General features: G+C 55.4%; 21 protein-coding genes and 3 tRNA genes. 11 read left to right on the forward strand and 13 right to left on the reverse strand.

Features of this window, described 5'->3' with window-relative positions; translation table 11 throughout:
* Window positions 1–32: 32 nt before the first annotated feature.
* From gcvP to budA, 6 genes are all read right to left on the reverse strand, one after another.
* Window positions 33–2,906, reverse strand: a complete 2,874-nt coding sequence (gcvP, locus tag HC231_RS19965; protein WP_208228427.1) for an aminomethyl-transferring glycine dehydrogenase — start codon at window positions 2,904–2,906, stop codon at window positions 33–35.
* Between the two features lie 113 nt (window positions 2,907–3,019).
* On the reverse strand, window positions 3,020–3,412 hold the full coding sequence (gene gcvH / locus HC231_RS19970; protein WP_208228428.1) for a glycine cleavage system protein GcvH: 393 nt from the start codon (window positions 3,410–3,412) through the stop codon (window positions 3,020–3,022).
* A gap of 101 nt (window positions 3,413–3,513) precedes the next feature.
* Entirely contained in the window at window positions 3,514–4,614 is a 1,101-nt protein-coding gene (gene gcvT, locus HC231_RS19975; RefSeq protein WP_208228429.1) for a glycine cleavage system aminomethyltransferase GcvT, read from the reverse strand.
* Window positions 4,615–5,024: 410 nt separating this feature from the next.
* Window positions 5,025–6,491, reverse strand: a complete 1,467-nt coding sequence (locus HC231_RS19980; protein WP_208228430.1) for an alpha/beta hydrolase — start codon at window positions 6,489–6,491, stop codon at window positions 5,025–5,027.
* Window positions 6,492–6,811: 320 nt separating this feature from the next.
* Entirely contained in the window at window positions 6,812–8,491 is a 1,680-nt protein-coding gene (gene alsS, locus HC231_RS19985) for an acetolactate synthase AlsS (RefSeq protein ID WP_208228431.1), read from the reverse strand.
* 39 nt (window positions 8,492–8,530) lie between these two features.
* Complete coding sequence (gene budA, locus HC231_RS19990; RefSeq protein ID WP_208228432.1) at window positions 8,531–9,313, reverse strand: acetolactate decarboxylase; 783 nt, start codon at window positions 9,311–9,313, stop codon at window positions 8,531–8,533.
* A gap of 130 nt (window positions 9,314–9,443) precedes the next feature.
* Between budA and HC231_RS19995 the strand changes: the two genes are divergently transcribed.
* Both HC231_RS19995 and HC231_RS20000 read left to right on the forward strand, forming a co-directional pair.
* Window positions 9,444–10,328, forward strand: a complete 885-nt coding sequence (locus HC231_RS19995; protein WP_208228433.1) for a LysR family transcriptional regulator — start codon at window positions 9,444–9,446, stop codon at window positions 10,326–10,328.
* Between the two features lie 119 nt (window positions 10,329–10,447).
* Window positions 10,448–10,738 carry a DUF1435 domain-containing protein gene (locus HC231_RS20000; RefSeq protein WP_208228434.1) on the forward strand — a complete coding sequence of 97 codons (291 nt, stop codon included), beginning with the start codon at window positions 10,448–10,450 and terminating at the stop codon, window positions 10,736–10,738.
* Window positions 10,739–10,786: 48 nt separating this feature from the next.
* Here HC231_RS20000 and HC231_RS20005 read toward each other — a convergent pair.
* From HC231_RS20005 to HC231_RS20020, 4 genes are all read right to left on the reverse strand, one after another.
* Window positions 10,787–10,873, reverse strand: a tRNA-Leu gene (locus HC231_RS20005).
* A gap of 46 nt (window positions 10,874–10,919) precedes the next feature.
* Window positions 10,920–11,006, reverse strand: a tRNA-Leu gene (locus HC231_RS20010).
* A 52-nt stretch (window positions 11,007–11,058) separates the two neighbouring features.
* Window positions 11,059–11,145, reverse strand: a tRNA-Leu gene (locus HC231_RS20015).
* A gap of 116 nt (window positions 11,146–11,261) precedes the next feature.
* The gene (locus HC231_RS20020; protein ID WP_208228435.1) at window positions 11,262–12,164 is read right to left on the reverse strand and encodes a LysR family transcriptional regulator; all 903 of its coding nucleotides are present in this window, start codon (window positions 12,162–12,164) and stop codon (window positions 11,262–11,264) included.
* A 114-nt stretch (window positions 12,165–12,278) separates the two neighbouring features.
* On the opposite strand from HC231_RS20020, the gene HC231_RS20025 reads away from it, so the two are divergent.
* Entirely contained in the window at window positions 12,279–13,271 is a 993-nt protein-coding gene (locus HC231_RS20025; RefSeq protein WP_208228436.1) for an aldo/keto reductase, read from the forward strand.
* 3 nt (window positions 13,272–13,274) lie between these two features.
* Here HC231_RS20025 and rsmC read toward each other — a convergent pair whose 3' ends face one another.
* Window positions 13,275–14,321 carry a 16S rRNA (guanine(1207)-N(2))-methyltransferase RsmC gene (gene rsmC / locus HC231_RS20030; RefSeq protein WP_208228437.1) on the reverse strand — a complete coding sequence of 349 codons (1,047 nt, stop codon included), beginning with the start codon at window positions 14,319–14,321 and terminating at the stop codon, window positions 13,275–13,277.
* Window positions 14,322–14,431: 110 nt separating this feature from the next.
* On the opposite strand from rsmC, the gene HC231_RS20035 reads away from it, so the two are divergent.
* From HC231_RS20035 to HC231_RS20070, 8 genes are all read left to right on the forward strand, one after another.
* Window positions 14,432–14,869 carry a DNA polymerase III subunit psi gene (locus tag HC231_RS20035; protein WP_208228438.1) on the forward strand — a complete coding sequence of 146 codons (438 nt, stop codon included), beginning with the start codon at window positions 14,432–14,434 and terminating at the stop codon, window positions 14,867–14,869.
* On the forward strand, window positions 14,814–15,257 hold the full coding sequence (gene rimI, locus HC231_RS20040; protein WP_208228439.1) for a ribosomal protein S18-alanine N-acetyltransferase: 444 nt from the start codon (window positions 14,814–14,816) through the stop codon (window positions 15,255–15,257). The genes HC231_RS20035 and rimI overlap by 56 nt, the downstream gene beginning before the upstream one ends.
* Window positions 15,258–15,385: 128 nt before the next feature.
* Window positions 15,386–15,937: a sigma-70 family RNA polymerase sigma factor gene (locus HC231_RS20045; protein ID WP_208228440.1), complete on the forward strand. Its 552-nt coding sequence runs from the start codon at window positions 15,386–15,388 to the stop codon at window positions 15,935–15,937.
* Window positions 15,930–16,892, forward strand: coding sequence for a FecR domain-containing protein (locus tag HC231_RS20050; RefSeq protein ID WP_208228441.1), 963 nt, complete (start codon window positions 15,930–15,932; stop codon window positions 16,890–16,892). The genes HC231_RS20045 and HC231_RS20050 overlap by 8 nt, the downstream gene beginning before the upstream one ends.
* Window positions 16,893–17,016: 124 nt before the next feature.
* Window positions 17,017–17,850: an RNase A-like domain-containing protein gene (locus tag HC231_RS20055; protein WP_208228442.1), complete on the forward strand. Its 834-nt coding sequence runs from the start codon at window positions 17,017–17,019 to the stop codon at window positions 17,848–17,850.
* Window positions 17,851–17,853: 3 nt separating this feature from the next.
* Window positions 17,854–18,174 carry a contact-dependent growth inhibition system immunity protein gene (locus HC231_RS20060; RefSeq protein ID WP_208228443.1) on the forward strand — a complete coding sequence of 107 codons (321 nt, stop codon included), beginning with the start codon at window positions 17,854–17,856 and terminating at the stop codon, window positions 18,172–18,174.
* Between the two features lie 410 nt (window positions 18,175–18,584).
* Complete coding sequence (locus HC231_RS20065) at window positions 18,585–21,080, forward strand: TonB-dependent siderophore receptor (protein ID WP_208228444.1); 2,496 nt, start codon at window positions 18,585–18,587, stop codon at window positions 21,078–21,080.
* A 65-nt stretch (window positions 21,081–21,145) separates the two neighbouring features.
* Window positions 21,146–22,846, forward strand: coding sequence for an ABC transporter ATP-binding protein/permease (locus HC231_RS20070; RefSeq protein WP_208228445.1), 1,701 nt, complete (start codon window positions 21,146–21,148; stop codon window positions 22,844–22,846).
* A 209-nt stretch (window positions 22,847–23,055) separates the two neighbouring features.
* Here the strand turns inward: HC231_RS20070 and deoD are convergent, their stop codons facing one another.
* Together deoD and deoB are read right to left on the reverse strand one after the other, a co-directional pair.
* Window positions 23,056–23,775, reverse strand: a complete 720-nt coding sequence (gene deoD, locus HC231_RS20075) for a purine-nucleoside phosphorylase (protein ID WP_208228446.1) — start codon at window positions 23,773–23,775, stop codon at window positions 23,056–23,058.
* 59 nt (window positions 23,776–23,834) lie between these two features.
* Window positions 23,835–25,058, reverse strand: a complete 1,224-nt coding sequence (deoB, locus tag HC231_RS20080) for a phosphopentomutase (RefSeq protein ID WP_208228447.1) — start codon at window positions 25,056–25,058, stop codon at window positions 23,835–23,837.
* Window positions 25,059–25,071: the final 13 nt, after the last annotated feature.

Here is a 25,071-nt window from a genome sequence, read left to right on the forward strand (position 1 = left end):
ACCGGCGGGCTGACTGCTCGGAGAAGGCGGGCTTACTCGTAATCCGCCATCGGTACGCAGGAACAGAACAAATGACGGTCGCCGTAAACATCATCCAGACGTTTCACCGTAGGCCAGTATTTGTTTTCGCCGCCTGCCGGGAATACCGCCAGTTCACGGCTGTAAGGATGAGTCCAGTCGCCGGCCAGTTCAGTCTGAGTATGCGGCGCATTCACCAACGGGTTATCCTCCAGCGGCCATTCGCCGTTAACCACGCGATCGATCTCCTTACGGATCGCCAGCATCGCATCAATAAAGCGATCTAATTCAACCTGGCTTTCCGATTCCGTCGGCTCAACCATCAGCGTGCCGGCGACCGGGAATGACATGGTCGGCGCATGAAAACCATAATCAATCAACCGCTTGGCGATATCCATTTCGCTGATGCCGCTGCTCTCTTTCAGCGGACGGAGATCCAGAATACATTCGTGCGCCACGCGTCCGTCCCGCCCGGTATACAGCACCGGATAAGACGACTGTAGCCGAGCGGCGATGTAGTTGGCGTTGAGGATCGCCATCTGACTCGCCTGCTTCAGCCCTTCGGCGCCCATCATACGGATATACATCCAACTGATCGGCAGAATAGAGGCGCTGCCGAACGGCGCGGCGGACACCGCCCCCTGTTCGGTCAACACGCCGTCCATTTTCACCACTTTGTGCCCAGGGACAAACGGCGCCAAATGCGCTTTCACGCCGATCGGCCCCATGCCCGGACCGCCGCCGCCGTGGGGAATACAGAAGGTTTTATGCAGGTTGAGGTGAGAAACGTCCGCGCCGATATAGCCTGGCGACGTAATGCCGACCTGCGCATTCATATTGGCGCCGTCCAGGTACACCTGACCGCCAAACTGATGCACGATCTGGCACACCTCGCGGATGGTTTCTTCATACACTCCGTGAGTGGAGGGGTAGGTCACCATGATGCAGGCCAGCTTATCGCCCGCCGCCTGCGCCTTGTCACGCAGATCGTTAAGATCGATATTGCCCTGCTTGTCGCAGGCCACCACCACCACGTTCATTCCGGCCATATGCGCCGAAGCGGGGTTAGTGCCGTGCGCCGAACTGGGGATCAGGCAGATATCGCGGGCGGATTCATTGCGGCTTTGATGATAACGGCGGATCGCCAACAGCCCGGCGTACTCGCCCTGAGCGCCGGAGTTGGGCTGCATGCACACCGCGTCATACCCCGTCAGCTGCACCAGCCAGCCGGCCAGCTGTTCGATCATCTTGCGATAGCCGAGCGCCTGTTCCGGCGGACAAAACGGATGCAGTTCAGCGAATTCCGGCCAGGTAATCGGCAGCATTTCAGCAACGGCATTGAGCTTCATGGTGCAAGAGCCCAGCGGGATCATCGCCTGATTCAACGCCAGATCCTTGCATTCCAAACGGTGCAGATAGCGCATCATCTCGGTTTCGCTGTGGTAGCGATTGAACACCGGATGGGACAGGATGGCGTCATCACGCAGTAAGGCCGCGGGAATCGAGGTTTCCTGCCGGCTGACCGCCGCATCCAGCGTATCGATATCCAGACCGTGGGAATATCCCAGCAAGATGGCGAATAGCGTCAATACGTCTTCCCGCGTCGTGGCTTCATCCAGCGTAATGCCGACTGCGCCGTCCAGATCGCTGCGCAGGTTGACGCCGAAACTCAATGCCCGACTCAGCACGGCGGCTTTGTCGTCCACCTCGACGGTCAAGGTGTCAAACCAGGTCTGATGGCGCAATTTCAGCCCGCTCTGGCGTAGTCCGAGCGCCAAAATATCCGTCAGACGATGGATACGTCCGGCAATACGCCGCAACCCTTCGGGGCCATGAAAAACCGCATACATGCCGGCGATATTGGCCAGCAGCACCTGTGACGTACAAATGTTCGAGTTCGCTTTTTCACGGCGGATGTGCTGTTCGCGGGTTTGCATCGCCATGCGTAACGCGGTGTTGCCTGCGGCATCAACGGAAACGCCGATAATCCGCCCCGGCATGGCGCGTTTGTATTCATCGCGGCAGGCGAAAAACGCCGCGTGCGGACCGCCGTATCCCATCGGCACGCCAAAACGTTGAGCGGACCCAAAGACGATATCCGCCCCCTGCTTACCGGGCGCGGTCAACAGCACCAGCGCCATGATATCGGCGCTAACGCAGCTGACCACCTTACGTTTTTTCAGCTCCGCCATCAGGGCGCCATAATCATGCAACTCGCCGGTCGTACCGGTCTGTTGCAACAACACGCCGAACACGCCGTCGTCCGTCAGCGCCTGCTCCGCTCTACCGACCACTACTTCAAAACCGAAGGTTTCGGCGCGCGTGCGCACCACATCCAGCGTTTGCGGATGAACGTCATCGGCAACGAAGAAACGGTTGGCCTGTTTGAGTTTGCTGATGCGCTTCGCCATCGCCATCGCTTCCGCCGCCGCCGTCGCTTCGTCCAGCAGGGAAGCCGAAGCCAGCTCCAGCCCAGTCAGATCCTGAGTCACTTGTTGAAAATTCAGCAACGCTTCCAAACGCCCTTGGGAAACTTCCGGCTGATAAGGCGTATAGGCCGTGTACCATCCCGGATTTTCCAGCACGTTGCGTAAAATCACCGGCGGCATCAGCACGGCGCTATACCCCATGCCGATATAGCTTTTATAACGCTGATTCTGGCCGGCGATCGCTTTCAGCTCGGCCAGCGCCTGATGTTCCGTCGCCGCATCGCCGACCGCGGGCGGGCTGGGTAACTGGATATCGGCGGGCACGATCTGCCGGATTAACGCATCGAGCGAATCCGCGCCGACCGCGGCCAGCATCTGCTGTTGCTGCCCGGCGGAAGAACCAATATGACGTTCCACGAAAGCGCTGTTATGTTCAAGTTGACTGAGAGTCTGGGTCATTACGAAAATTTCCTGCATCAAACATTCTCTGCGTCACACCCGGCGGGATAACCCAGAGCGAGGGAACAAAATAAAACGCCCCGGCTCAACGGAGTCCGGGGCGCAGTCACGATTTATTCGTCTTCTTCCAGAGCGGCCTGATATCCCTCGGCATCAAGCAGTTCGTTTAAGTCGGACTCGTCGGACGATCTGATACGGAACAGCCAGCCATCGCTATAGGGCGCGCTGTTAACCAATTCCGGCGAGTTTTCCAACTCTTCGTTGACTTCGATGATCTCGCCGCTGATGGGCGCATAAATATCGGACGCCGCCTTGACCGATTCGGCCACGGCGCAGTCATCGCCGGCGGAAACGATAGTGCCGACTTCCGGCAAATCGATAAACACCATATCGCCCAATAATTCCTGCGCGTGTTCGGTAATACCGACGAGATAGACGCCCTCACCTTCAGACAGCACCCACTCGTGCGAAGCGGTATATTTTAATTCTGCTGGTACATCGCTCATTGCCACCCTCTCCTTCCTTCACAAAACGGTTAAAACTGAACCGCATACCCTTGAATTTACAAGCCGCGGCACGGCTGGCCGCGGTTGAAATCCGGATAGCGTTAATATTGAACAATAGCTTTTCCGGCACGGACAAAGCCAGGCTTGGTGACATGCACCGGGAGTTCGCGATTGCGGATTTGAACAATCGCCTGTTCGCCAATGCCGGCCGGGACGCGCGCCAGCGCAATGCTCACGCCAAGCGTGGGTGAAAAGGATCCGCTGGTAATCACGCCTTCCCGCATCACCCCTTCACTATCAGTAAAGCGCACTGGCAAATCATTACGCAATACGCCTTTTTCCGTCATCACCAATCCGACTAGCTGCTCAGTTCCCTTTTCCCTCTGACGCTCCAGCGCTTCACGGCCGATAAACTGGCGATCTTCCGGCTGCCAGGCAATCGTCCAGCCCATGTTGGCGGCCAGCGGCGAAATGCCTTCATCCATATCCTGGCCATAAAGGTTCATCCCGGCTTCCAGACGCAGCGTATCGCGCGCGCCCAATCCGCATGGCTTGACCCCGGCCGACAGAAGCTGCTGCCATAGCGCAACAACCTTCTCCTTCGGCAGCGCGATTTCATAACCGGCTTCACCAGTGTAACCCGTCGTGGCGATGAAAAGATCGTCGGCCTGAACGCCGAAAAACGGCTTCATACCGGCGATCTTTTCACGCTGGGAATCATTGAGCAGACTCTGCGCCTTTTCCTGCGCCCGCGGCCCCTGAACGGCGACTAACGCCAGATCGTCACGCTCGCGGACATCCACCATAAAAGGCTCGGCGTGCTGGACGATCCAGGCTAAATCTTTTTCACGGGTCGCCGAATTCACCACCAGACGGAAATAGTCTTCCGTAATGAAGTAAACGATCAGATCGTCGATAACGCCGCCGGACGCGTTCAACATGCCGGTATAAAGCGCCTTGCCGGGCTGAGTGAGTTTGGCGACATCGTTCGCCAGCAGATAGCGCAGAAATTCGCGGGTTCTGGCGCCGTGCAAGTCCACGATGGTCATATGAGACACATCAAACATACCGGCATCACGACGTACGATGTGATGCTCATCAAGCTGTGAGCCGTAATGCAGCGGCATCATCCAGCCGTGAAAATCAACCATTTTGGCACCGTCTGCCAGGTGCTGTTGATACAACGGAGTCTGCTTAGCCATCTTTTCCCTCTGTTCGGAGCACTGCGTTCGGGCGGATTACGGCCATCACGCAAACGATATCTTGTTAATGAACTTACCACTGAAACGCCGGTTAAACTATCCCCTTAGCCATAAGATAATCTATATGGAAAAGGTTCCGCCCCCTAAGCGGCCAAACCGCCATAAATAGATATAAACTCCAAAAAATAAAAAATTATCAGTATAAAAATAATGAAATTGAGATTAATGATAAAATTATTGACATGAAAACTGGATTGGTTAGTAGTTAATAGCGCATAAAACACACCACAATCATTAGTTAAAGTAATGCGAAAAATGCACCAAAATTAGATTATTTCAACCAATCCCCCGCCAACCGCCGGGGATTGGCTGAGTGATTGACAAAATTATTGACGATGAAATAACGCCGACTATTGCGGGATCTTTCCCTCGATACGCTGTATCAAATAGGGAAAAAACGGATTGGAGGAGAGCCGCAGTAAAGTATCCAGATCCACGACCAGCACCGAACGTTCGCCCCGCGCCGCGATCATGCCCAGCGGCAGGCCGAATTCGCGGGGATTCTGCGAAAAACGGCCATACAGGGAATCGCTATCCGGAAAGGGCAAGGCGACGTGCGACAGCGAGTAAACGTCGGGCGGATAATCAATCTGCAAATCGCGGGAGCGGCTTTGCCTCTCCCCCGCCTTTACGTCAAAAGCGACGGCATGCGCACTGTCCGGCGCCGCATTGGTAATGACCGTGGTGTCATAATGACGCGGCGCCGGCGGTAAAAGCTGGCTGACGGCGCGATCCGCCGAACCACGCAGCAACGGCCCGAAGTTGATGGTGCGATTCACGTCAAACAGCACCAGTTGGCTGCCGTTCGCCGGTAAAAGGTCATAAAACGCCGAAATTACCGCCTGAGTGCTCACGGTGAAATCCATCACGGACTGAAAAGTCAGTACCGGCGGCAGTTGCGCCAAAGCGCGATGCTGCGCCTTACGGGTAAGCTGCCTCTGCAGTTCATGGGTTAATAGCCAGGACTGGCGCGCCCCGTTGACCGGAAACGAGTTATATTTGAACGGATTAAACTCCGGCAAAATTCCCAGCCAGGCCGATTTGGCAAACGCCGGAAATACCGCCGGCAGCCCCGCCAGCCCGGCAAAGCGGGCATAGCTGGTAACGCCGATCATCGGAGAAATCAGGATCAGCTGCTCCGGCCGCGCCAGCGTGGGGTCATCCAGCGCATCCAGCGCATACTTCAGCACCAGCGCGCCGCCGTTGGAAAAGCCCACCATGTGCAGCGGCAATGCCTGGCCTGAAACCTGCGCCAATTGATGCTCCGCCTCGCGTACCGCCAGACGGGTGGCCGCCAGCCAATCCCGCCAGTGAGTATCGGTCAAAGCGCCGGGCACCGTACCGTGCGCCGGCAGGCGAATGCCGACCACGACAAAACCGCGCTGGCGATAACGTTCGGCGATATGCCGCAGGCTGTAAGGGGAATCCGTTAGTCCATGCAGCAGCACCACCGCGCCTTTTGGCGCGCCTTCCGGCATCAGTTCATAAGAACGATTCCAGTCATGCTGAAACTTCCCCGGATACACCGGGCTGCCGGAAAAATAACGGTTGATGGGGCGCTGTTCGTCATCATCCAGCTCCTGAGTCACATGCTGATTGACCTGCTGGAAAATCGTCTCTTCGGCGCGCAGATAGGCCGGCCAGTCGGCGCGATCGAGCTCGTCCGCCGAAAGTTCATCCGGCACAAACGTATGCCAGGGCGCCAGGGCCGGGCCGCGTTGGGTGTCATAAATCCGAATAACCAGCAATGTCGCCGCCGCCACGATACAAATAATGACGCAGCGTTTAATCATCCGTTTGGCAGACCTCATCAGCATGGTGATATTCCTTCCGATTTACCGTTTTACTGGCTGTTTTCACTTCGGTTTATAGTAAACCTTTATGCAACATTCAGCGTACCAGCCCGGCAACGTATACGGTAGCGCGGAAAACACCGCTAGATAGACGATAACCGCTTTCGTCAACGCCGGACAAAAGCGGTTATCGCCGCCGATCCTCCTCGTCATCCCCGCGCAGGCGGGGATCTACTTTCAGGCAGCGGATTGATATCAGGAAGATTCACGCCTGCGCAGGAGCGACGGATTGGGGTTCGGTATTACCAAGTCTGCTTTGTCAACGGTCTGAAAAGCGGCTCGTTTTATATCAGCTGACTGATATTCAAATCCTCCATCAAACGCTGATTGTCCGAATAGTCCACCGGGATGGCGATGACCGCCGGCCCCTGCGTATCCATGGCCTGCCGTAATTTGCTGACTAATTCATCTTCCGATTCGACCGCAAACCCCTTGGCTCCGAACGCTTCCGCATACACTTTAAAATCGATCGGACCAAATTTAACGCCGGAAGCGCGGTGATACTTTTTCTGCTCCTGAATCTCAACCATGTTATAGGCATTATCCACCCAGATAATATGCAACAGATTGCATTTCAGGCGCACAGCGGTTTCAAGCTCCATGCTGGACTGCATAAAACCGCCGTCGCCTGAAACCGAAATCACCTTCTGACCGGGGTGAATCAGCGACGAGGCGATGGCCCAGGGCAAGGCGACGCCCATTGTCTGCTGACCATTGGTCATCAGTATCTGCCGCGCGCGGAAGCTATACAGATAGCGCGCCAGCCAGATATGAAAACTGCCCATATCCACGCACAGCGTCACATCATGATTGACAATATCCTGCATGGCTCTGACCAGGCGCAACGGATGAATAGCGAAACCGCGCATTTCCATACCGCGCGTCGCCAGATCGTGACGTTGCTGACAGCGATCGCGCAGAATAATCTGCGCCTGCGACGACAGCGGCAAAGGCGCGGAGATGCATTGGGCCAGAGAATCAATGGTGGCCGCAATATCGCCCACCAGTTCCATATCGGGCAGATAGGCGCTGTCGATATTGGCCGGCAGAACGTCGATATGCACCAGCGCCGCTTTACCCACGTTCCACAGCGACGGATCATATTCCACCGAGCTGTAGCCGACGGTGATGATCAAATCGGCCTGCTGCAGCAATTTATCGCCGGTCTGATTATTAAACAGACCGACGCGTCCGGCGAAGTGATCGAAATGCTTCTGGTCTACCACGCCGGCGGCCTGATAGGTGCTGGTGACGGGAAGCTGGCTTTTATGCAGCAAATGCCGTATCGCTTCGGCGTTGTTAGGCTGGCTCGCCATTAATCCCAGCAGCAGAACGGGGTTTTTAGCATGCTGGATCATCCGGGCGACTTTCTCAATATCAGCATGGGGCGCGGCATTCAACATCGGCAGATCCGGGCGCACCAGCACCGCGCTGGTAACGGGATCGTTGACGATATCCTGCGGCAAGCTGATGAAAGAGGCGCCCGGATGGCCCGTTTCGGCAACGCGGAACGCGTTTGCCAATACTTCGGAAATCGCCGACGACGCTTTAACTTCGGCGCTGAATTTAGTGACCGGCTGAAACAGACTGACCGTATCCAGGCTTTGGTGCGTCAGCTTATGACTTTCCGAACGTTTAACCGCGCCGCCGATCGCCACCATGGGATCGCCTTCCGTCGTCGCCGTCGCCAGCCCGGTAACCAGGTTGCAGCAGCCCGGACCGGAGGTCACCAGCGTCACCCCGGCCTTGCCGGTTAAACGCCCGATAGCGGCCGCCATAAAAGCGCCGTTGGCTTCATGCCGTACCGGAATCATTTGTATCGGCGAATCTTCCAGTGCGTCGAACACGCGGTCGATTTTGGCTCCCGGAATACCAAATACGTATTTAACTCCCTGCTGCTCCAGATGTTTTACAACCAGGGCCGCACCACAGTTCCAGCTCTGCTGAGCCGTTGAATTTTCCATTGTCTCACTCCTCTGAGATGACTCAAGGCTTGTTGTGACTTAGCCTTCCACTGATTGAATCGCGCTATCGAGATTTTCAGGCGACAGATTGGCGCTGAGAAAGTCCCGATCCTGCGGCAAATCAATAATCAGCTTGGAAATCACCCCAAACGTCAGAACACCACTTTTCATTTGATAATCAAGGATATGACCACCACCTTCGCGACTTTCCGTAATGAAATGTTCGTGATAACCAGCAACATTGATACCCTGCGTATAGGCCGGGCTACGGAAACCGATAATGCTTCCCTGACAGTGTTCAAAATGAAATGTCGGCTGCTGGGCAATGGCCTCCAGCATCGGTTTATAAGGACGCTCCTGACGAGGTACGGTACGCGTCTCAACGTAATCGAACTGGCCGTCGATTCTTAGCGCGCAGAACAGGTTGTCTGTGCCGATGAGCGTATCGATTTTTTGATGAAGCGAGTGCCGATCTATTTTGCTGCTGCAATGGATCTCTTCCGTCGGCTTAAAAAATGTCATTACCGCGAACGGCGTTTTCTGATCTGGCCTGGCGGCGCGTGCGCTGCCGTCGGCGCGCAGTTGGAAAATATTGCTGTTAAAGGCGACCAGTTCACCATCCAGATTGTTAAATGTTCCTAATCCAAAATCGCCATGCTCCAGCAATTCCGCCATCGTCCGGCTACCTTCATATACGCCATTAATGAGCCCACTCATTAGTGAAGTCTGATAAATAACGCAATCAGAATGGTGCTTATGATGATTGATGGCATAGGCCGCAATCTCTTCAGCACAATGGCAGACGCCAGTATCTTCTTTCATATATCTTCTCTTTCAACTGTATATTACTTAAATTTTTCTAATTCTTGCGTATAGATTGGCGCTAATACTGATAAACTTCCAATATACAAATATCGTCATTTCAAGATCGGAAAGATATGGAGCCGCGCTAATGGAGTTTCGTTACCTGCGCTATTTTGTCGCCGTCGCCGCCGCCAAGCATTTCACGCGAGCGGCTGAAAACTTAGGCATTTCGCAACCGCCCCTAAGCCAACAGATTAAAAAACTGGAACATGAAATAGGCACGCCGTTATTCAAAAGGCTCACTCGGGGCGTTGAAATGACGGAAGCGGGAAAAGTGTTGTATGAAGATGCAAACCAGATCCTGAAGCTCACGGATGCGGCCGTTGACCGGGCAAGAAGCGTCGCCAGGGGAGAAGAAGGCCACTTTAACGTCGGTTTTTCCGCTTCATCGTCCTTTCACCCCTCGGTGCTGCAACTCCTGCACGCCTACCGCCAGCGCTATCCGCATGTGGTATTAAATCCGCGCCAGGAGAATACCCCGAATCTGATCGCCGAACTTCATAACCGTAATATCGACGTCGCGTTTCTCCGCCTGCCGTGCAACGCCAACAGCGAATTACACGGCGAAGTGCTGGCCGAAGAGCCCATGAAACTCGCGCTGCCCGACGAGCATCCCTTGCATAACAAGCGGCATATTCATCTGAGCGAACTGCAGCACGATCCGCTGATTATGTTTCCGCGGGAAGTCTGCCCCGTGTTGCACGACATGATTCTTCGTACCTGTTACTTATCAGGATACGAGCCCAAATTGGGCCAGCAGGCGTCGCAGCTAACGGCGACCATCGGCATGGTATCGGCCGGCTTCGGTATTACCATCATCCCTAAATCCCTCTCCTGCATCAGGATGAATCGCGTGTCATACCACACAATAGACGACACCCGCCTGAATACGCAGATAACTATGGTCTGGCGCCATCACGAACACTCGCCTATCATCATGAATATGATACAAATGTTGCGAAATAACCGTTAAATAACCGGCCGTGTCCCCGCGTTTTCCCGCCCCCAGCGAAGCCGTAGTCAAACACTGGCAATTAGCATAAATTCCTATATGATATCAATTATCATTATCGTGTTTGACGGAAATAAAAAATGCTGATCGCGATGATTGCCGCGTGTGGTTTGTGGGGGGTGAGCTGGAGTATGGGAAAACCGCTGTCGAGCGTCTGGGGGATCTTATTGCCCTGCGCCATCATGCCGGTGCTGGCTGCGCTGGATATTAACCTGATGCACCTGAAGTTGATTATCGCCATCGCGCTGCTGGCGACGTTAGCGATGTTATTCCACCATCGCCTGCGGCATTATTTGCTTTTGCCGTCATGCATTGCATTGGCCGGCGGACTGGCGGCGTTGTCCATCATGTTCAATTTGACGCTGGGGTAACGCAATGGAGGATCATCAAAAAAGAAAGGAAGAACTCAGGGGAAAGATTGGTGCGAAGAGAGGGACTTGAACCCTCACGCCCGTTAAGGCACTAACACCTGAAGCTAGCGCGTCTACCAATTCCGCCACCTTCGCACAGATAAAGCTCAATTTTTACTACTGCTTAACCTATATCGCCGCATGGTGCGAAGAGAGGGACTTGAACCCTCACGTCCGTTAAGACACTAACACCTGAAGCTAGCGCGTCTACCAATTCCGCCACCTTCGCAGTAATGCCGTGCGATACAAATGGTTATCGTGCAACACGATCGTGGTGATGTTGGTGCGAAGAGAGGGACTTGAACCCTCACGCCCGTTAAGGCACTAACACCTGAAGCTAGCGCGTCTACCAATTCCGCCACCTTCGCAATCCAGCAACACTGCTTGACGCAATGCCACCACGGGGGCGAATTCTAGAGGTTTTAGCGTCAAGGTCAATGATTATTTCCTCTGGAATGCGGGGTTTGCTGCAAAAATCGCCACCTCATGCCGACGTCGGCCGGGCGAAGAGTTCATTCAGCCATTCAATGAATACCCGGATCCTCGGCGCCAGGAAACGTCCGGGAGGATACATCACGAAAAACGGCATGTCCGGCGGCGGCATATCCTTCATAATTTCAACCAGTTCGCCGCTGTCCAGCAAGCTTCGCAGCCCCGATCTCGTGGCTTGAATCAGCCCTAAACCGGCGCGGCAGGCGGCGATATAAGCATCGGCTCCGTTTACATCCAATTTGCTGGGCAGCATATGGGTAATACACTCGCCGTTATGCATGAACTCCAGCGGATAACGCTGCCCGGTACGCAACGAAAAGTAGCCGACCATTTGGTGCGAAGATAGGTCGTCCAACGATGCGGGAGTGCCAAACTCGGCAAGATACCGGGCCGAAGCGCAGGTGATTTGCGGCGACGCCGGTAAATGCAGAGTCGCCAGCGAATCATCGGCCACCTGCCAGGCCCGCAGCACGCAGTCCACGCCTTCGCGCACAACATTAATCGCCGAATCATTGGCGCTTATCGATAGCGTAATATGCGGGTAACGCTGGTAAAACTCGCCCAGCGCGGGGATCACCACCTCCCGCGCCAGCGAGTGCGGCATATCAACCCGCACATTGCCCGCCGGCTGCTGGCGCTGGCGAGAGAAAAGCGCATCCGCTTCCTCTATCTCCGCCAACAATTGGGTACAGCGCTGATAATAAATCTGGCCCTCAACGGTGATTTGCACCTGACGGGTGGTTCGCTGCAATAGCCGCGCGCCCAGGCGCGACTCCAGCTGTTTTATCGTATTACTGACCGTCGCTCGCGGCAGGGACAGCATTTCAGCCGCACGGCTGAAGCTGCCAAGCTCCGCAATTCGCACAAAAACGCGCATCGCCTGAATCTGGTCCATCACGTCTCCATTGTTGTCGATTTTTGAATAGTGTTGCATGAAATGCGTTATTTATCTTTACCCGATAAACAACCACACTCTTCTGGCACGCAACATCAACATGAGGACGAGACAATGCAACAACGTCAATTAGGTCTTAATGGCCCATCGGTTTCCGCCATTGGGCTGGGCTGCATGGGAATGAGTGATTTTTATTTTACCGCGCAGGATGAAAAAGAATCTATCGCCACCCTGCACCGGGCGCTGGAACTGGGCGTCACCCTGATTGATACCGCCGATATGTACGGTCCCCGCACCAATGAGCTGCTGGTCGGTAAAGCCATTAAAGGCAAGCGCCAGCAGGTGTTCCTGGCCACCAAGTTCGGCATCGTACGTAACCCGGACAATAACCTTGAACGCGGCGTTTGCGGGAAACCGGAATATATTCGCAACGCCATTGAAGGCAGCCTGCAACGGCTGGGCGTAGAAGAAATCGACCTTTACTATCAACACCGCGTCGACCCGACGGTGCCGATTGAGGAAACCGTCGGTACGCTGGCTGATTTGGTCAAAGAAGGGAAAATTCGCTATATCGGTTTAAGCGAAGCCTCCGCCGCGACGCTGGAACGCGCCTGCCGGGTTCATCCCATCACCGCCTTACAAAGTGAATATTCGCTGTGGACGCGCGATGTGGAAGCCGACATTCTGCCCGCCTGCGAACGTCTTGGCGTGGGCTTCGTGCCTTACAGCCCGTTGGGCCGCGGTTTTCTGACCGGCGCCATCCGCAACCTGGACGATCTGGCGGCCGATGATTTCCGCCGCAACAATCCGCGGTTTATGGGTGAAAACTTTGCGAAAAACCTGCAACTGGTGGAGAAAGTCAATCAGTTGGCCGCGCAGAAAGGCATCTCCCCGTCGCAGTTGGCGCTGGCCTGGGTGCTGGCCCAGGGCGAACATATCGTGCCGATTCCGGGAACCAAGCGCCGCCGCTATCTGGAAGAGAACGTCGGCGCGTTGGACGTCACCCTGACGGCGGACGATCTGGCGGAAATTGAAGCCATTTTTCCTTTCAATGCCGCGGCGGGCGAACGCTACGGCGAAGAAGGCATGGCGACGATTAATCTTTAAGGATCAACGGCGGCCTTTGCCGGCCGGACGCGGCGAGCGGCCTACGGTAGCCTGGTAGACTTTGAAGCGTCCGGTCTGCGCCAGCACCTCGTGGCTGCCAAACGCGGCATCCAGCAGCGCCGGATAGGGCAGAAACGCATTGGCGACGATGCGTAACTGTCCGCCGATCGGCAAATGGGCGACCGCGCCGCGGATCAGCATTTCCGCCGCCTGTAGGCTGGTTTGCAAACCATCATGAAACGGCGGATTGGAAACGATAAGGTCGAAGCGCCCGCTAATCTCCGAGTAAACGTTACTGGCGATAACCTCGCCTTCCAACTGATTGGCGGCCAGCGTCGCCCGGCTTGATGCCAGCGCGCCGGCGCTGACATCGCTGAGCGTCAGACGGATTTTAGGCGATTGTTTCGCCAGCACGGCGGCCAATACGCCGGCGCCGCAGGCGATATCCAGCACTTTGCCTTTCATATGCGGCGCAAAGGTCGAAAGCAGCAGTTCGCTGCCCGGATCCAGTCCGTCACGGCTGAACACGCCGGGCAGCGCCTTCACGGTCACGCCCTCAATGACATACTCATCCCACCACTCATCCAGATTAAAGACGGCCTGTTTTTCAATCCGTCCGTGGTAAAGCCCGCAGCGCCGAGCGCTGTCGATTTTCGTCAGGGCGGCGAAATCCGCCAGGATATTTTCCGCACTACGCACGCCGCTGCGGTTCTCGCCCACCACAAAAATCTCACAGCCAACCGGCAGCAGCGACAGCAGATTAAACAGTTGGAATTCCGCTTCCTGTTTACTCTTCGGCCAGTAATAGATCAGCGTATCGCAATCCGCCGCCAGTTCGGCATCCGCCGTCAGGCCATACTGCACGTTATTCTCCAGCGCGCCTTTCAGCTGTTGCCAATGGTGAAACTGCGTGGCGTGGACGCGAACATCAGCCGCCTCAAACCGCGCGGGCAAGGTGTCTTGTAAATCGCCGGCAAACAGTACCCGGCGTAAGATAAATTCATCGCTATGGCGCAGTATGACTTCACTGGCTGGAGTTAATGCGGACATCAGGTTGGGGCTCCTTAATAATTGAGCGGGGATTATAGTGCTTTGTTGGCGCATGTTCGATAAGTTTGCTAGCATAGCGCGACATAAACCTGGGCCAAACGAGACACTGCATGACATCAAGACGTGACTGGCTGCTACAACAACTGGGTATTACGCAATGGACCCTGAAGCGCCCGACCGTATTGCAAGGCGAAATCGCCGTCAGTCTGCCTGCCCAGGTTCGTCTGATTATTGTGTCGAGCGAACCGCTGACCGATGACGAACCGCTGCTGGCCGATGTCCTGCGCAGCCTGACGCTTACGCCGGATCAAGCCTACAGCCTGACGCCGCAACAGGCCGAGATGCTCCCCGCCAAAGCCCGCTGTCATAGCTGGCGATTAGGCGTTAACGAGCCGCTGGCGCTGGAAGGCGTCCAACTCACCAGCCCGGCATTGACCGAGCTTTACCACAACGCCGACGCCAAACGGGCGCTCTGGCAGCAGATCTGCGAACATGAACGTGATATCAACCCTGACGCCGGCCGATCTGGCGCAAGCCTTTCAGATTGAACAAGCCAGCCACGCGTTTCCCTGGAGCGAAAAAACCTTCGCCGGCAATCAGGGCGATCGTTATTTCAACCTCAAGCTAAGCCGAGACGGGCAGATGGTGGCTTACGCCATCACGCAAACGGTGCTGGATGAAGCCACGCTGTTCAACCTTGCCGTACATCCCGATCATCAGCGCCAGGGCATCGGCCGCGAGTTGTTGGAACATTTGATTCAGGAACTGGAGGAACGCGATATTTTCACGCTGTGGCTGGAAGTTCGCGCCTCTAACAAAGGCGCAATCGCGCTGTATGAAAGCCTGGGTTTTAACGAGGTTTCGTTGCGGCGCGACTATTACCCTACCGCCGGCGGACGCGAAGACGCCATCATCATGGCGCTGCCTTTAGGGTAGTAAATGCCGCTTATCCGCTCGCTGTTTGCGCTTATTTCACTCAATTTGTTGAAACAAAAATCATTCTCAAATAAAATTGTGACATAGATCTTACTTTCCCTTGCTGTTTTGCTTTCAGGTTATTGACTATGTCATCAGTCCCTATTGATACCTCCGCAGATATCAATCAGCTCTATCACCAGCATCACGGCTGGCTACAGGGGCTATTGCGTAAACGGCTGGGTGACTTTTGCGACGCGGCCGATCTGGCGCAGGACGTCTTTGTACGCCTGCTTATCAAGCCGCGTCAATTCGACAGCCATGCGGGGGCGCGGGCCTATCTGAGCGTGATGGCGCAGGGAATGTGCGTGGACCTGTGGCGCAGGCGCGAAATTGAACGCGCCTGGCTGAATTCGCTGGCCGACCAGCCGGAAACCTTCGTCCTCTCGGCTGAGCGCAGCAACATCATCCTTGAAACGCTGTATCAGGTCGACGCCATGCTGCGAACCTTGCCGGAAAAGGTGCGCGCCGCCTTCGTGATGGCGCAGATCCAGGGACTGACCTACCGGGAAATCGCGTCTGAGCTGCAAGTCTCGGAGCGGATGGTAAAAAAATACATGGCGCAGGCTATGTTACACTGCGTGCTACTGGAAGCCGAACAGGAAGCCGCATCTTCCCCGCATATGAAAAACGATGAGTAAACCCAGTTTCGTTGCACTACAGCAGGCATCGCATTGGTATGCGCGGCTACTCGATCTTGAACCAGACCATGAACACTATCATCACTGGCGGCGCTGGATAGCAGAGAACGAGGAAAATCGTCGCGCCTGGGACTACGTGCAAAAGGTCAGCCAGCGCTTTCAGCCTTTACGCGGCGACAGCCGGCAACCGGCCGTAAATGCCCTGCTTCATCCCCCTGGCGAAGTAAATCGCCGCGGCGCGCTCAAACTGATGGCCCTGCTGGGCGCCGGTTCGCTTTTATCCTGGGCGACCTACCGCTATACGCCCGTGCGCGAAAAAGCGCTGGTTATGACGGCGGACCATCACAGCGCCACCGGCGAAATCAAACACCTCAGATTACAGGATGACACGCAAATTTGGCTGAATACCGCCAGCGCGATCGACGTACATTACGGCAATCAACAACGGCGGATCGCGCTGCTCTCCGGCGACGTATTGATTGAGACCGCCCACGATCCCCGTCCGTTCTTCGTCTCAAGCGCGCAAGGGCGGATGCAGGCGTTGGGCACCCGCTTCAGCGTAGAACAACGCCAGGAAACCACACGCCTTACCGTCTATGAAGGCGCGGTGGAAGTTACCGCTCGTCATGCGCAAACGCCGCGCCGGGTAAATGCCGGTCAGATGCTGGATTTCGATCTTCAGGGGCAGGGGCCGCTGTCGTCCCACCGCCAAACCGACGCCAGTTGGTCAAAAGGCTTGCTACAGGCGGATAATATGTCGCTGGGCGAGGTTATCACGCAGCTTGCGCGCTACCGGCACGGCTACCTGACATGTCAGCCGGATATCGCGGCGCTGAGAGTCATGGGAACCTTTCCGCTGGCCGACACGGACAAGGCGCTGACGATGCTGGCGCAAACTTTCCCCGTCCAGATCAACCGCCGCTTCTCCTGGTGGGTGACGGTAGAGAAGAAATAAAAAAACGCCTTCATAGAAGGCGGCTCAGACAACAAACGATCTAACGCTGGATGCCTGTTTCTTAATCACATTATTTTGCTATGATTCATGGCGCTTATGAAAACACGACAAGGAGTTGTGGATTATGGATAATAACAGCGGAGTCAGAATTGCCCTCTCACCGGTACAGCTTGCGGCTGTGCTCTCCGATAAAAGCGTCAGTGAAGGTGAAACCCTGAGCAATCGCCTCTGGGGCGGTCTGGGACTGGCGGGCGGCGTTGTCGAAATGTTCGGCGCCGGCGTTATGTGCATTGTTCCGGAACCCACCATGCTGACCAAAGCGGGCTGTATCATCGTCGGCACGCACAGTCTGGACACGGTTCAGGCCTCCATCCGGCAAGTCTGGACCGGACGCCAGACCAATACCGATACCTACAATTCAGCCGTCGCGCTGGCGGAAACGCTGGGAGCCGATCGCAACACGGCGATGAATATCGGAATGACGGTGGATCTGGCTATCCCGATGGGCTTCGCCATCGCCGTGGGCGCGGCACGCGTTGCCGCAGTACGCAGCGGTAGAATAAAGCTGGCGGAGCATGAGTCGGCAACGGGCCGTCACCCCGGCGGACATACGATTGAGCGGCATGTGGGAAAAACGCCGGAAGAGTTACTGGCGAGATTGGAACGCCGCCCCGGATTACCTGCTACCAGTAGCTTTAACAGCTTAAAGGACGCTGAAGTACTGACAACAAAAGTCTTACAAGCAAACAAGAGTCAAATCGAATATCTGGTCAAATTTGCCGCTCGAAACCTTAATTCAAGAAAAACATTCGTTGAGCGCTTTGGTCATAAAACGGGTATTGCCGTCAGCAAAGGGAGCGGAAATATTCAGGACTGTTATCGCGTATCTGTCACGATTGAGCTTACCTGGTACCACGGAAAACCGTTCTTTGTTCTAACATCTTTTCCTTTGGTGTGAATTATGTTCTCAAAAGATTGCAGTAACGAATTACTGACATTAATAACAGCCTATTTCGGTCAGGATTATGACCTCATAGATGACAGTCAAGATATCAGGAAAAAAATTGGTATTTATATCCGTTGTACTGACAGATTTTCGAAATACCAATTGCTGGATAATATTGATGATTTTCTTGGTCTGGGAGATAGGCTTGATGAAACATTCAGGGACTATTACGGCTTTCATTTCGCCCCCGAACTCTGGGGAACCACCCCCAGAGATTTTCTCTTGTTGGTCAAGAAGAAAGTCAGCCAGGCGTTACAGAAAGAGGAAAACAACTAACGTGTCGGGAACCGCGCGTTCGTGGTGGGTGACGGTAGAGAAGAAATAAAAAATTTCCGGGAGAAATTTGAGTTGGATGATGAACCTTATGATTTTACCCCCCTTCCCTTTTCTGGGGAGGGAGTTAATCCCGCGTTTTTAATGCGTTAGCGCCGCTCCCTGACTAGGGGACGCTAATTTAGCTCCTCCCCCTGACAAGGGGGAGGCAGGGAGGGGGTAATTAATGGCAATATCTCGATATATTATCAGCAAGTTGAAATCGCCGGGAACGATTTTAACCATCGCTTGCAATGGCCTGAATATGGACCAGAAATAAAAAAATTCATCATTTTGGTTCCCCTTTTGATCTCGTCCTTCGATTCACATAAAAGCACTCTCTTTTTTACTCTGGGTCAGAAGGCAAAATCACCATGTCAATCGCACCATTTTTCTCTGAACGCGGCACAGACCGCGCCCCCAAAACCGTCGCCCTCGCCATCCGGCTGCTGCTGTGCGGCGCGCCCTTGCTTATTTCGCCCTTCATTGCGCAGGCGGAGGCTCAAGCGCCGCGAGCCTATGCCATTCCGGCCGGACCATTAAGTAATCAGTTAAACCAGTTTGCCGCCCAGTCCGGCGTCTATCTGGTCGGCGATGCCGGTCTGGCGAACGGCAAGATAGGGGCCGCGTTGCAGGGAAACTACAGTGTGGACGAGGGATTTCGCGCCTTGCTCGCCGGCAGCGGCCTCCAGGCGGTCAATCAGTCGGCTAACACCTATGTGTTGCAGCCGGCGCCCAAGAGCGATGAAATAGTGGTGGAGGCCAACGTCAACCGCAACGGTATAACCGAAGGCACCAACTCCTACACCACCCGCAGCATGAACACCGCCACCCAACTGAATCTATCGCCGCGCGAAACGCCGCAGTCGGTCAGCGTAGTGACCCGTCAGCAGATGGACGATCAGAATATGACCACGCTGGATGAGGCGATGAGCCAGACCACCGGGGTCAACGTGGTGAATCAGAATAGTTTTCAGGTGAAATACGAATCGCGCGCGTTCGCTATGGACAACATCAAGGAAGACGGGGTTAGTCTGTCGTCGCAAAACAGCGTGATGAATGCCTCCCAGTCAAGCAGTGAATCCCCCGATCTGGCGATTTACGATCGCGTCGAAGTGCTGCGCGGCGCCTCCGGCCTGACCCAGGGCAGCGGCGAACCGGGCGGCACCGTCAATCTGGTGCGCAAGAAACCTACCTACGATTTTCAAGCCTCGGGCAGCGTCAGCGCCGGCAGTTGGGATAACTACCGCAGCGAAGCCGATATCTCCGGCCCGCTCAATGACGATGCCAGCGTGCGCGGCCGTTTTGTCGGCGTGTATCAGGATAGACAAAGTTTCACGGATTACGTCGGCAGCGAAAGAACGGTGTTATTCGGCACGCTGGCCTGGGATATGACGCCGGATACCACCCTCACCACCGGTATTAACTGGCAGAAAACCGATGTGACGCCCGATCTTTACGGCGTGCCGTTCGGCACCGATAAAAGCGATTTGCACCTTCCCCGTTCAACTTTCCTGGGCGCCAGCTGGAACCGGATCAATTTTGAAAGAATTAATCCGTTTGCCGAATTCGAACATCACTTTGACAACGATTGGACATTCAAGAGCGCGCTTAACTACACCCGTGCTACGTCTAAAGAGCGCTATATCGGTATTATGAATGGCACCGCCGGCGTCGATCCCGCGACCGGCGCCAGCCGGTTAAACAATGCGCTGCACTATGACAACAAAAGCGATCAATGGGGTTACAACCTCAGTCTGAGCGGCCCGTTTGAACTGTTGGGACGCAATCATGAATTGGTATTCGGCGGCGATTATCAAAAGGAAAACTTTGACAGTACATTTGGCCGAATCGGCAACCTCAGCGAGGCCAATATCTATAGCTGGAATCCGAACTCGGTTGCCGAGCCGGACTGGTCAGATATGAGCCTCTACAATAGCCGCTACATAGAAAAATATAATATTTATCAGCGCGGTCTATTCGCCACTACCCGGTTGGAACTGGCTGATGACTGGAAACTGATCCTCGGCGGCCGCTACAGCGCCTACAGCTACGACTATTATTACGATAACCTGCGCAACGGCAGCGACAAAGACCACAGCCGGCTGCACGTCCGCGATCAGTTTGTCCCTTACGGCGGGCTGTTATGGGATTTCGCCGATAATTACACCTGGTATGCGAGCTACGCTGAGATCTACCAGCCGCAGAGCGCCAAAGACAAAAACAATAATCTGCTGCCCGCCATTACCGGCACCAACTACGAAACCGGCGTTAAAGGCGAATTCTTTGACGGCGATCTGAACGCATCGTTGGCGCTGTTCCGCATTATTCAGGCCAACCGGGCGCTCGCTGAAGCGGACAGCTCCGTTTGTCAGAACCCTGACAATGGTTGCTCCCGCGCCGAAGGCAAGGTGCGCAGCCAGGGGGTTGAAATGGAGATTTCCGGCAAACTGGCCGAGGGCTGGCAGTTGAGCGCCGGTTACACGCTGACCAACAGTAAATACCTGGAAGCGTCTGATAGCGAAAAAGCGGCGCAGTTCAGTCCCCGCACGCCGAAGCATATGTTTAAACTGTACAGCAGCTATAACCTGCCGGGCGAACTCAATCAGTGGACCATCGGCGCGGGATTGACCGCCCAAACCGGCACCTCGACCTATCCAAGCCGGGCCTTCGGCTTGACCCAGGGCGGCTATACGCTGGTTAACGCCAATATTACCTATCAATACAGTAAAAACCTGAGCTTTAATCTGGTGGGCAATAACCTGACCGATAAGGTCTATTACAAGAACCTGAATAACCGTCACCGCAGTGGTTACAACTATTACGGCGATCCGCGCAACTTTATGCTGACGGCGAAATATACCTTCTGATTGTCTGACTCCGACTAACCGACAGAACGTGGTCTGCCATTGTAGACCACGGGTTTACCAACCTGATGCCAACATTAAAACGTTTTTACCAGCTAATCGCCCCGTTCTGGTTTACCCGCCGCGCCGCCTTTAGCTGGCTGCTGCTGCTGATCGTTATCACGCTGAAACTGTCCGTCGTGTGGGTCAGCGTGCTGTATAACAACTGGAGCAAAGACTTTTTCGATGCGCTGGCAGACTATTTTCAAAACGCCTCCATCCTGTCGCTCGCCGCGCGCTATGGCAGTTACACCGCCCTGTTTGTGCTGGTTATCGTCTGCAACAACTGGCTGAAAAAAAAGCTGATTATCCGTTGCCGCATTGAAATGACGCACAAGTTCGAACAGGCGTGGCTGGCCCGCAGCGCCCACTACCGCCTTAGCCTGCGCGGCGAACCGGATAATCCCGATCAGCGTATCGCCGAAGATATCCGTCTGCTGATTGAGCAGAGTCTGGAACTACTGCTTTCTCTGCTGCAAAACATCACCTACTTTTTTTCCTTTATCGTCATCCTATGGCGGCTATCCGGCGTACAGACCTTCAGCATCGGCGGCCACAGCGTGACCATTTATGGTTATCTGGTGTGGATCGCGCTGGGTTATGCGCTCGTCAGCAGCATTTTTGCGCATGTTTTCGGCCGCCGTCTGCACGCTCTGAACGTGGAAAAGCAGCGCGCCGAGGCCGATTACCGCACCACGCTGCTGCGGGTGCGCGAGAATACCGAGCAAATCGCCCTCTATCAGGGGGAAAACGCCGAGCAAACGCGAATGCAGCAGCGCTTTCAGTCAATAGTAAACAACTGGCGCAGCCTGATGAGCCAGGAGTTCCGCCTGGAAACCTTTACCACCAGCTATTTTCGTCTCGGCCTGATGATCCCGGTGTTCGCCGTTTTGCCGCTCTACCTGACGCACCAGATCTCGCTGGGCGCGATCATGCAGGCCAGAGCCGCATTTGGCTATGTGCTGGACGCATTCGGCTGGTTTGTCGATTCCTATCGCCAGTTGGTGGCCTGGTCCGCCACTATTGAGCGGCTGTGGACTTTTCAGCAAAACCTGCATCAGTTGCCGACGCCGCATAAACCGCCCCGGCAAGGCAGCGAGCTATCAATTTCAGGGCTAGGCGTGCGGCATCCGAACGGACGGCCGCTATTCGCGCCGTTAAGCGCCAGCCTGAAAGCCGGAGAATGGGGGGTGCTGGCGGCGGCCAGCGGCAGCGGGAAAACCACGCTGCTGCGCGCTCTGGCTGGATTTTGGCCCATCGCGCAGGGTGAATACCGACTCCCGGCGGGCAAGGCGCTGTTTCTGCCGCAAAAACCTTATCTGCCGGAAGATACGCTGCGCCGGGTGCTTTGCTATCCGCAGACAGAAATACCGGATACGGATTCGCTGCATCGGGCGTTGAAACAGGTTGGCTTACCGGCGCTGGCCGCCCGGCTGGATGAATCGACCAACTGGGGCCGGGAGTTGTCCGGCGGCGAGCAACAGCGTTTGTCGCTGGCGCGGGCGCTATTGCTACGCCCTGCGCTGCTGTGCATGGATGAGGCCACCAGCCAGCTGGACGACGCCGCCGCGATTCAACTGCTCGCGCGGTTAAGGCAAACCCTGCCGGATACCATTGTGCTGGCGGTAAGCCACCAGCCGGCGATCTGCGCCCTGTTTGAGCGATCGTTACCCCTGACGCCCTGCCGCGATCGGTCAAATCACGCCGCGGCGGCGGAGATACGGGGCTAAGTTTCCGCCGTCAAACCAACGTCTTTCTTCATCCCCGCGGCTACCCCGTCATCCCAGCGGTAGTCGGCGGAAATGACGGCTGGAGTTGATGAGAATGCCGCCGGCGCTATTCGCCGCAACAACGAGAAACAAACGGGAATGGCGTTTTTCAGCGCCAGGGCGTCATGGAAAACAGATGGGCGGAAACGCCCATCATGAAGAGAGGAAGGTTACTCGCTATCACCCAGCAGCACGGACTCCAACGCAATTTCGATCATATCGTTAAAGGTGGTCTGACGCTCTTCGGAGGTGGTCTCCTCATGGGTGCGAATATGGTCGGACACGGTACAGATAGCCAGCGCTTTAGCGCCGAATTCGGCCGCGACGCCGTAAATACCGGCCGCTTCCATCTCCACGCCCAGAATGCCGTACTTTTCCATCACATCGAACATTTGCGGATCCGGCGTATAAAACAGATCGGCGGAGAAAAGGTTGCCGACGCGCACGTTGACGCCGCGGGCTTTGGCGGCGTCAACGGCGTTGCGCACCATGTCGAAATCCGCAATGGCGGCATAGTCGTGGTCTTTAAACCGCATCCGGTTTACTTTGGAGTCCGTACACGCCCCCATACCGATCACCACGTCGCGCAGTTTTACGTCGGTACGCACCGCGCCGCATGAGCCCACGCGGATAATCTTTTTCACGCCGAACTCGGTAATCAGTTCCTTCGCATAGATGGAGCAGGAAGGGATCCCCATCCCGTGGCCCATAACGGAAATCTTGCGGCCTTTATAAGCGCCGGTAAACCCCAGCATACCGCGAACATTATTCACTTCACGGGCATTTTCCAGAAAGGTTTCGGCAATATACTTCGCACGCAGCGGGTCGCCCGGCATCAGTACGACATCCGCAAAATCCCCCATTTCTGCATTAATATGTGGTGTAGCCATGCTCTTATTCCTTATCAATCAGCATAAAACAAATCGCGCTCGGGCGAATAACGTGGACGTTACAGAATCGGCTTGCCGTAATCCATCGCCGATAAGCCAAAATAGTTCGCCACCGTCTGGCCGATGTCCGCGAACGTCTCTCGATGCCCATATGAACCGGGCTTCACTTTCGGCCCATAGATCAGTACCGGTACATTCTCGCGGGTATGATCGGTGCCGTGCCAGGTTGGATCGCAGCCGTGGTCGGCGGTCAAAATCAGAATATCATCCCCCGTCACGCGCGAGAGCATCTCCGGCAGACGGCGATCGAACAGCTCCAGCGCGGCGGCGTAACCGGCTACATCCCGGCGGTGGCCGTAGGCGGAGTCGAAATCGACAAAGTTGGTAAACACGATGGTATTGTCGCCCGCGTTGTCCATTTCTTTTAACGTGGCGTCAAACAGCGCATCGATGCCGGTGGCTTTCACTTTCCGGGTAATGCCCACCTGGGCGTAAATGTCCGCGATCTTGCCGACCGACACCACTTCGCCGCTTTTTTCTTCCACCATCTTTTTCAAGATGGTCGGCGCTGGCGGTTCAACGGCCAGATCGTGCCGATTCCCGGTACGCTGGAAATGCCCCGGTTTGTCGCCGACAAACGGGCGAGCGATCACGCGTCCGATGTTATAACCGCCGTTGGTTAGTTCCTCGCGGGCGATTTCACACAGCTCATACAGCTTGTCCAGACCAAAGGTCTCTTCGTGACAGGCGATCTGGAAAACGGAATCAGCGGAGGTGTAGAAAATCGGCTTGCCGGTTTTCATGTGCTCTTCGCCCAACTTATCCAGAATCACGGTGCCGGAAGAGTGGCAGTTTCCCAGATAACCCGGCAGATTGGCGCGTTTTACCAGGGTATCCAGCAATTCCTGTGGAAAGCTGTTTTCTTCATCCCGGAAATAACCCCAGTCAAACAGAACCGGCACCCCGGCGATTTCCCAGTGACCGGACGGCGTATCCTTACCAGAGGAGATCTCGCTGGCGTAAGCATAAGCGCCGATAATATCAGCCTGCGGATCCAACCCCGCGGGGAAAGTCCCGGTTGATTCCTCGGCCGCTTTTCCCAGCCCTAAACGACTCAGGTTCGGCAAATGCAGCGGTCCCTTGCGTCCCCGATCGGCCTTTCCCGCCGCGCAAGCCTGGGCGATATGGCCCAGCGTATCTGAACCGGCGTCGCCGAAACGTTGCGCATCGGCGCTACAACCGATACCGAAGGAATCGAGCACCATAATATAGGCACGTTTCATTGTTCATCTCCTG

The organism is Brenneria izadpanahii (assembly GCF_017569925.1).
Taxonomy (GTDB): domain Bacteria; phylum Pseudomonadota; class Gammaproteobacteria; order Enterobacterales; family Enterobacteriaceae; genus Brenneria; species Brenneria izadpanahii.

Excerpts from the sequence above, each read along its gene's own strand:
- gcvP (WP_208228427.1), bottom strand. The coding sequence starts at position 2,906 with ATGACCCAGACTCTCAGTCAACTTGAACATAACAGCGCTTTCGTGGAA.
- gcvH (WP_208228428.1), bottom strand. The coding sequence starts at position 3,412 with ATGAGCGATGTACCAGCAGAATTAAAATATACCGCTTCGCACGAGTGG.
- gcvT (WP_208228429.1), bottom strand. The coding sequence starts at position 4,614 with ATGGCTAAGCAGACTCCGTTGTATCAACAGCACCTGGCAGACGGTGCC.
- HC231_RS19980 (WP_208228430.1), bottom strand. The coding sequence starts at position 6,491 with ATGCTGATGAGGTCTGCCAAACGGATGATTAAACGCTGCGTCATTATT.
- alsS (WP_208228431.1), bottom strand. The coding sequence starts at position 8,491 with ATGGAAAATTCAACGGCTCAGCAGAGCTGGAACTGTGGTGCGGCCCTG.
- budA (WP_208228432.1), bottom strand. The coding sequence starts at position 9,313 with ATGAAAGAAGATACTGGCGTCTGCCATTGTGCTGAAGAGATTGCGGCC.
- HC231_RS19995 (WP_208228433.1), top strand. The coding sequence starts at position 9,444 with ATGGAGTTTCGTTACCTGCGCTATTTTGTCGCCGTCGCCGCCGCCAAG.
- HC231_RS20000 (WP_208228434.1), top strand. The coding sequence starts at position 10,448 with ATGCTGATCGCGATGATTGCCGCGTGTGGTTTGTGGGGGGTGAGCTGG.
- HC231_RS20020 (WP_208228435.1), bottom strand. The coding sequence starts at position 12,164 with ATGGACCAGATTCAGGCGATGCGCGTTTTTGTGCGAATTGCGGAGCTT.
- HC231_RS20025 (WP_208228436.1), top strand. The coding sequence starts at position 12,279 with ATGCAACAACGTCAATTAGGTCTTAATGGCCCATCGGTTTCCGCCATT.
- rsmC (WP_208228437.1), bottom strand. The coding sequence starts at position 14,321 with ATGTCCGCATTAACTCCAGCCAGTGAAGTCATACTGCGCCATAGCGAT.
- HC231_RS20035 (WP_208228438.1), top strand. The coding sequence starts at position 14,432 with ATGACATCAAGACGTGACTGGCTGCTACAACAACTGGGTATTACGCAA.
- rimI (WP_208228439.1), top strand. The coding sequence starts at position 14,814 with ATGAACGTGATATCAACCCTGACGCCGGCCGATCTGGCGCAAGCCTTT.
- HC231_RS20045 (WP_208228440.1), top strand. The coding sequence starts at position 15,386 with ATGTCATCAGTCCCTATTGATACCTCCGCAGATATCAATCAGCTCTAT.
- HC231_RS20050 (WP_208228441.1), top strand. The coding sequence starts at position 15,930 with ATGAGTAAACCCAGTTTCGTTGCACTACAGCAGGCATCGCATTGGTAT.
- HC231_RS20055 (WP_208228442.1), top strand. The coding sequence starts at position 17,017 with ATGGATAATAACAGCGGAGTCAGAATTGCCCTCTCACCGGTACAGCTT.
- HC231_RS20060 (WP_208228443.1), top strand. The coding sequence starts at position 17,854 with ATGTTCTCAAAAGATTGCAGTAACGAATTACTGACATTAATAACAGCC.
- HC231_RS20065 (WP_208228444.1), top strand. The coding sequence starts at position 18,585 with ATGTCAATCGCACCATTTTTCTCTGAACGCGGCACAGACCGCGCCCCC.
- HC231_RS20070 (WP_208228445.1), top strand. The coding sequence starts at position 21,146 with ATGCCAACATTAAAACGTTTTTACCAGCTAATCGCCCCGTTCTGGTTT.
- deoD (WP_208228446.1), bottom strand. The coding sequence starts at position 23,775 with ATGGCTACACCACATATTAATGCAGAAATGGGGGATTTTGCGGATGTC.
- deoB (WP_208228447.1), bottom strand. The coding sequence starts at position 25,058 with ATGAAACGTGCCTATATTATGGTGCTCGATTCCTTCGGTATCGGTTGT.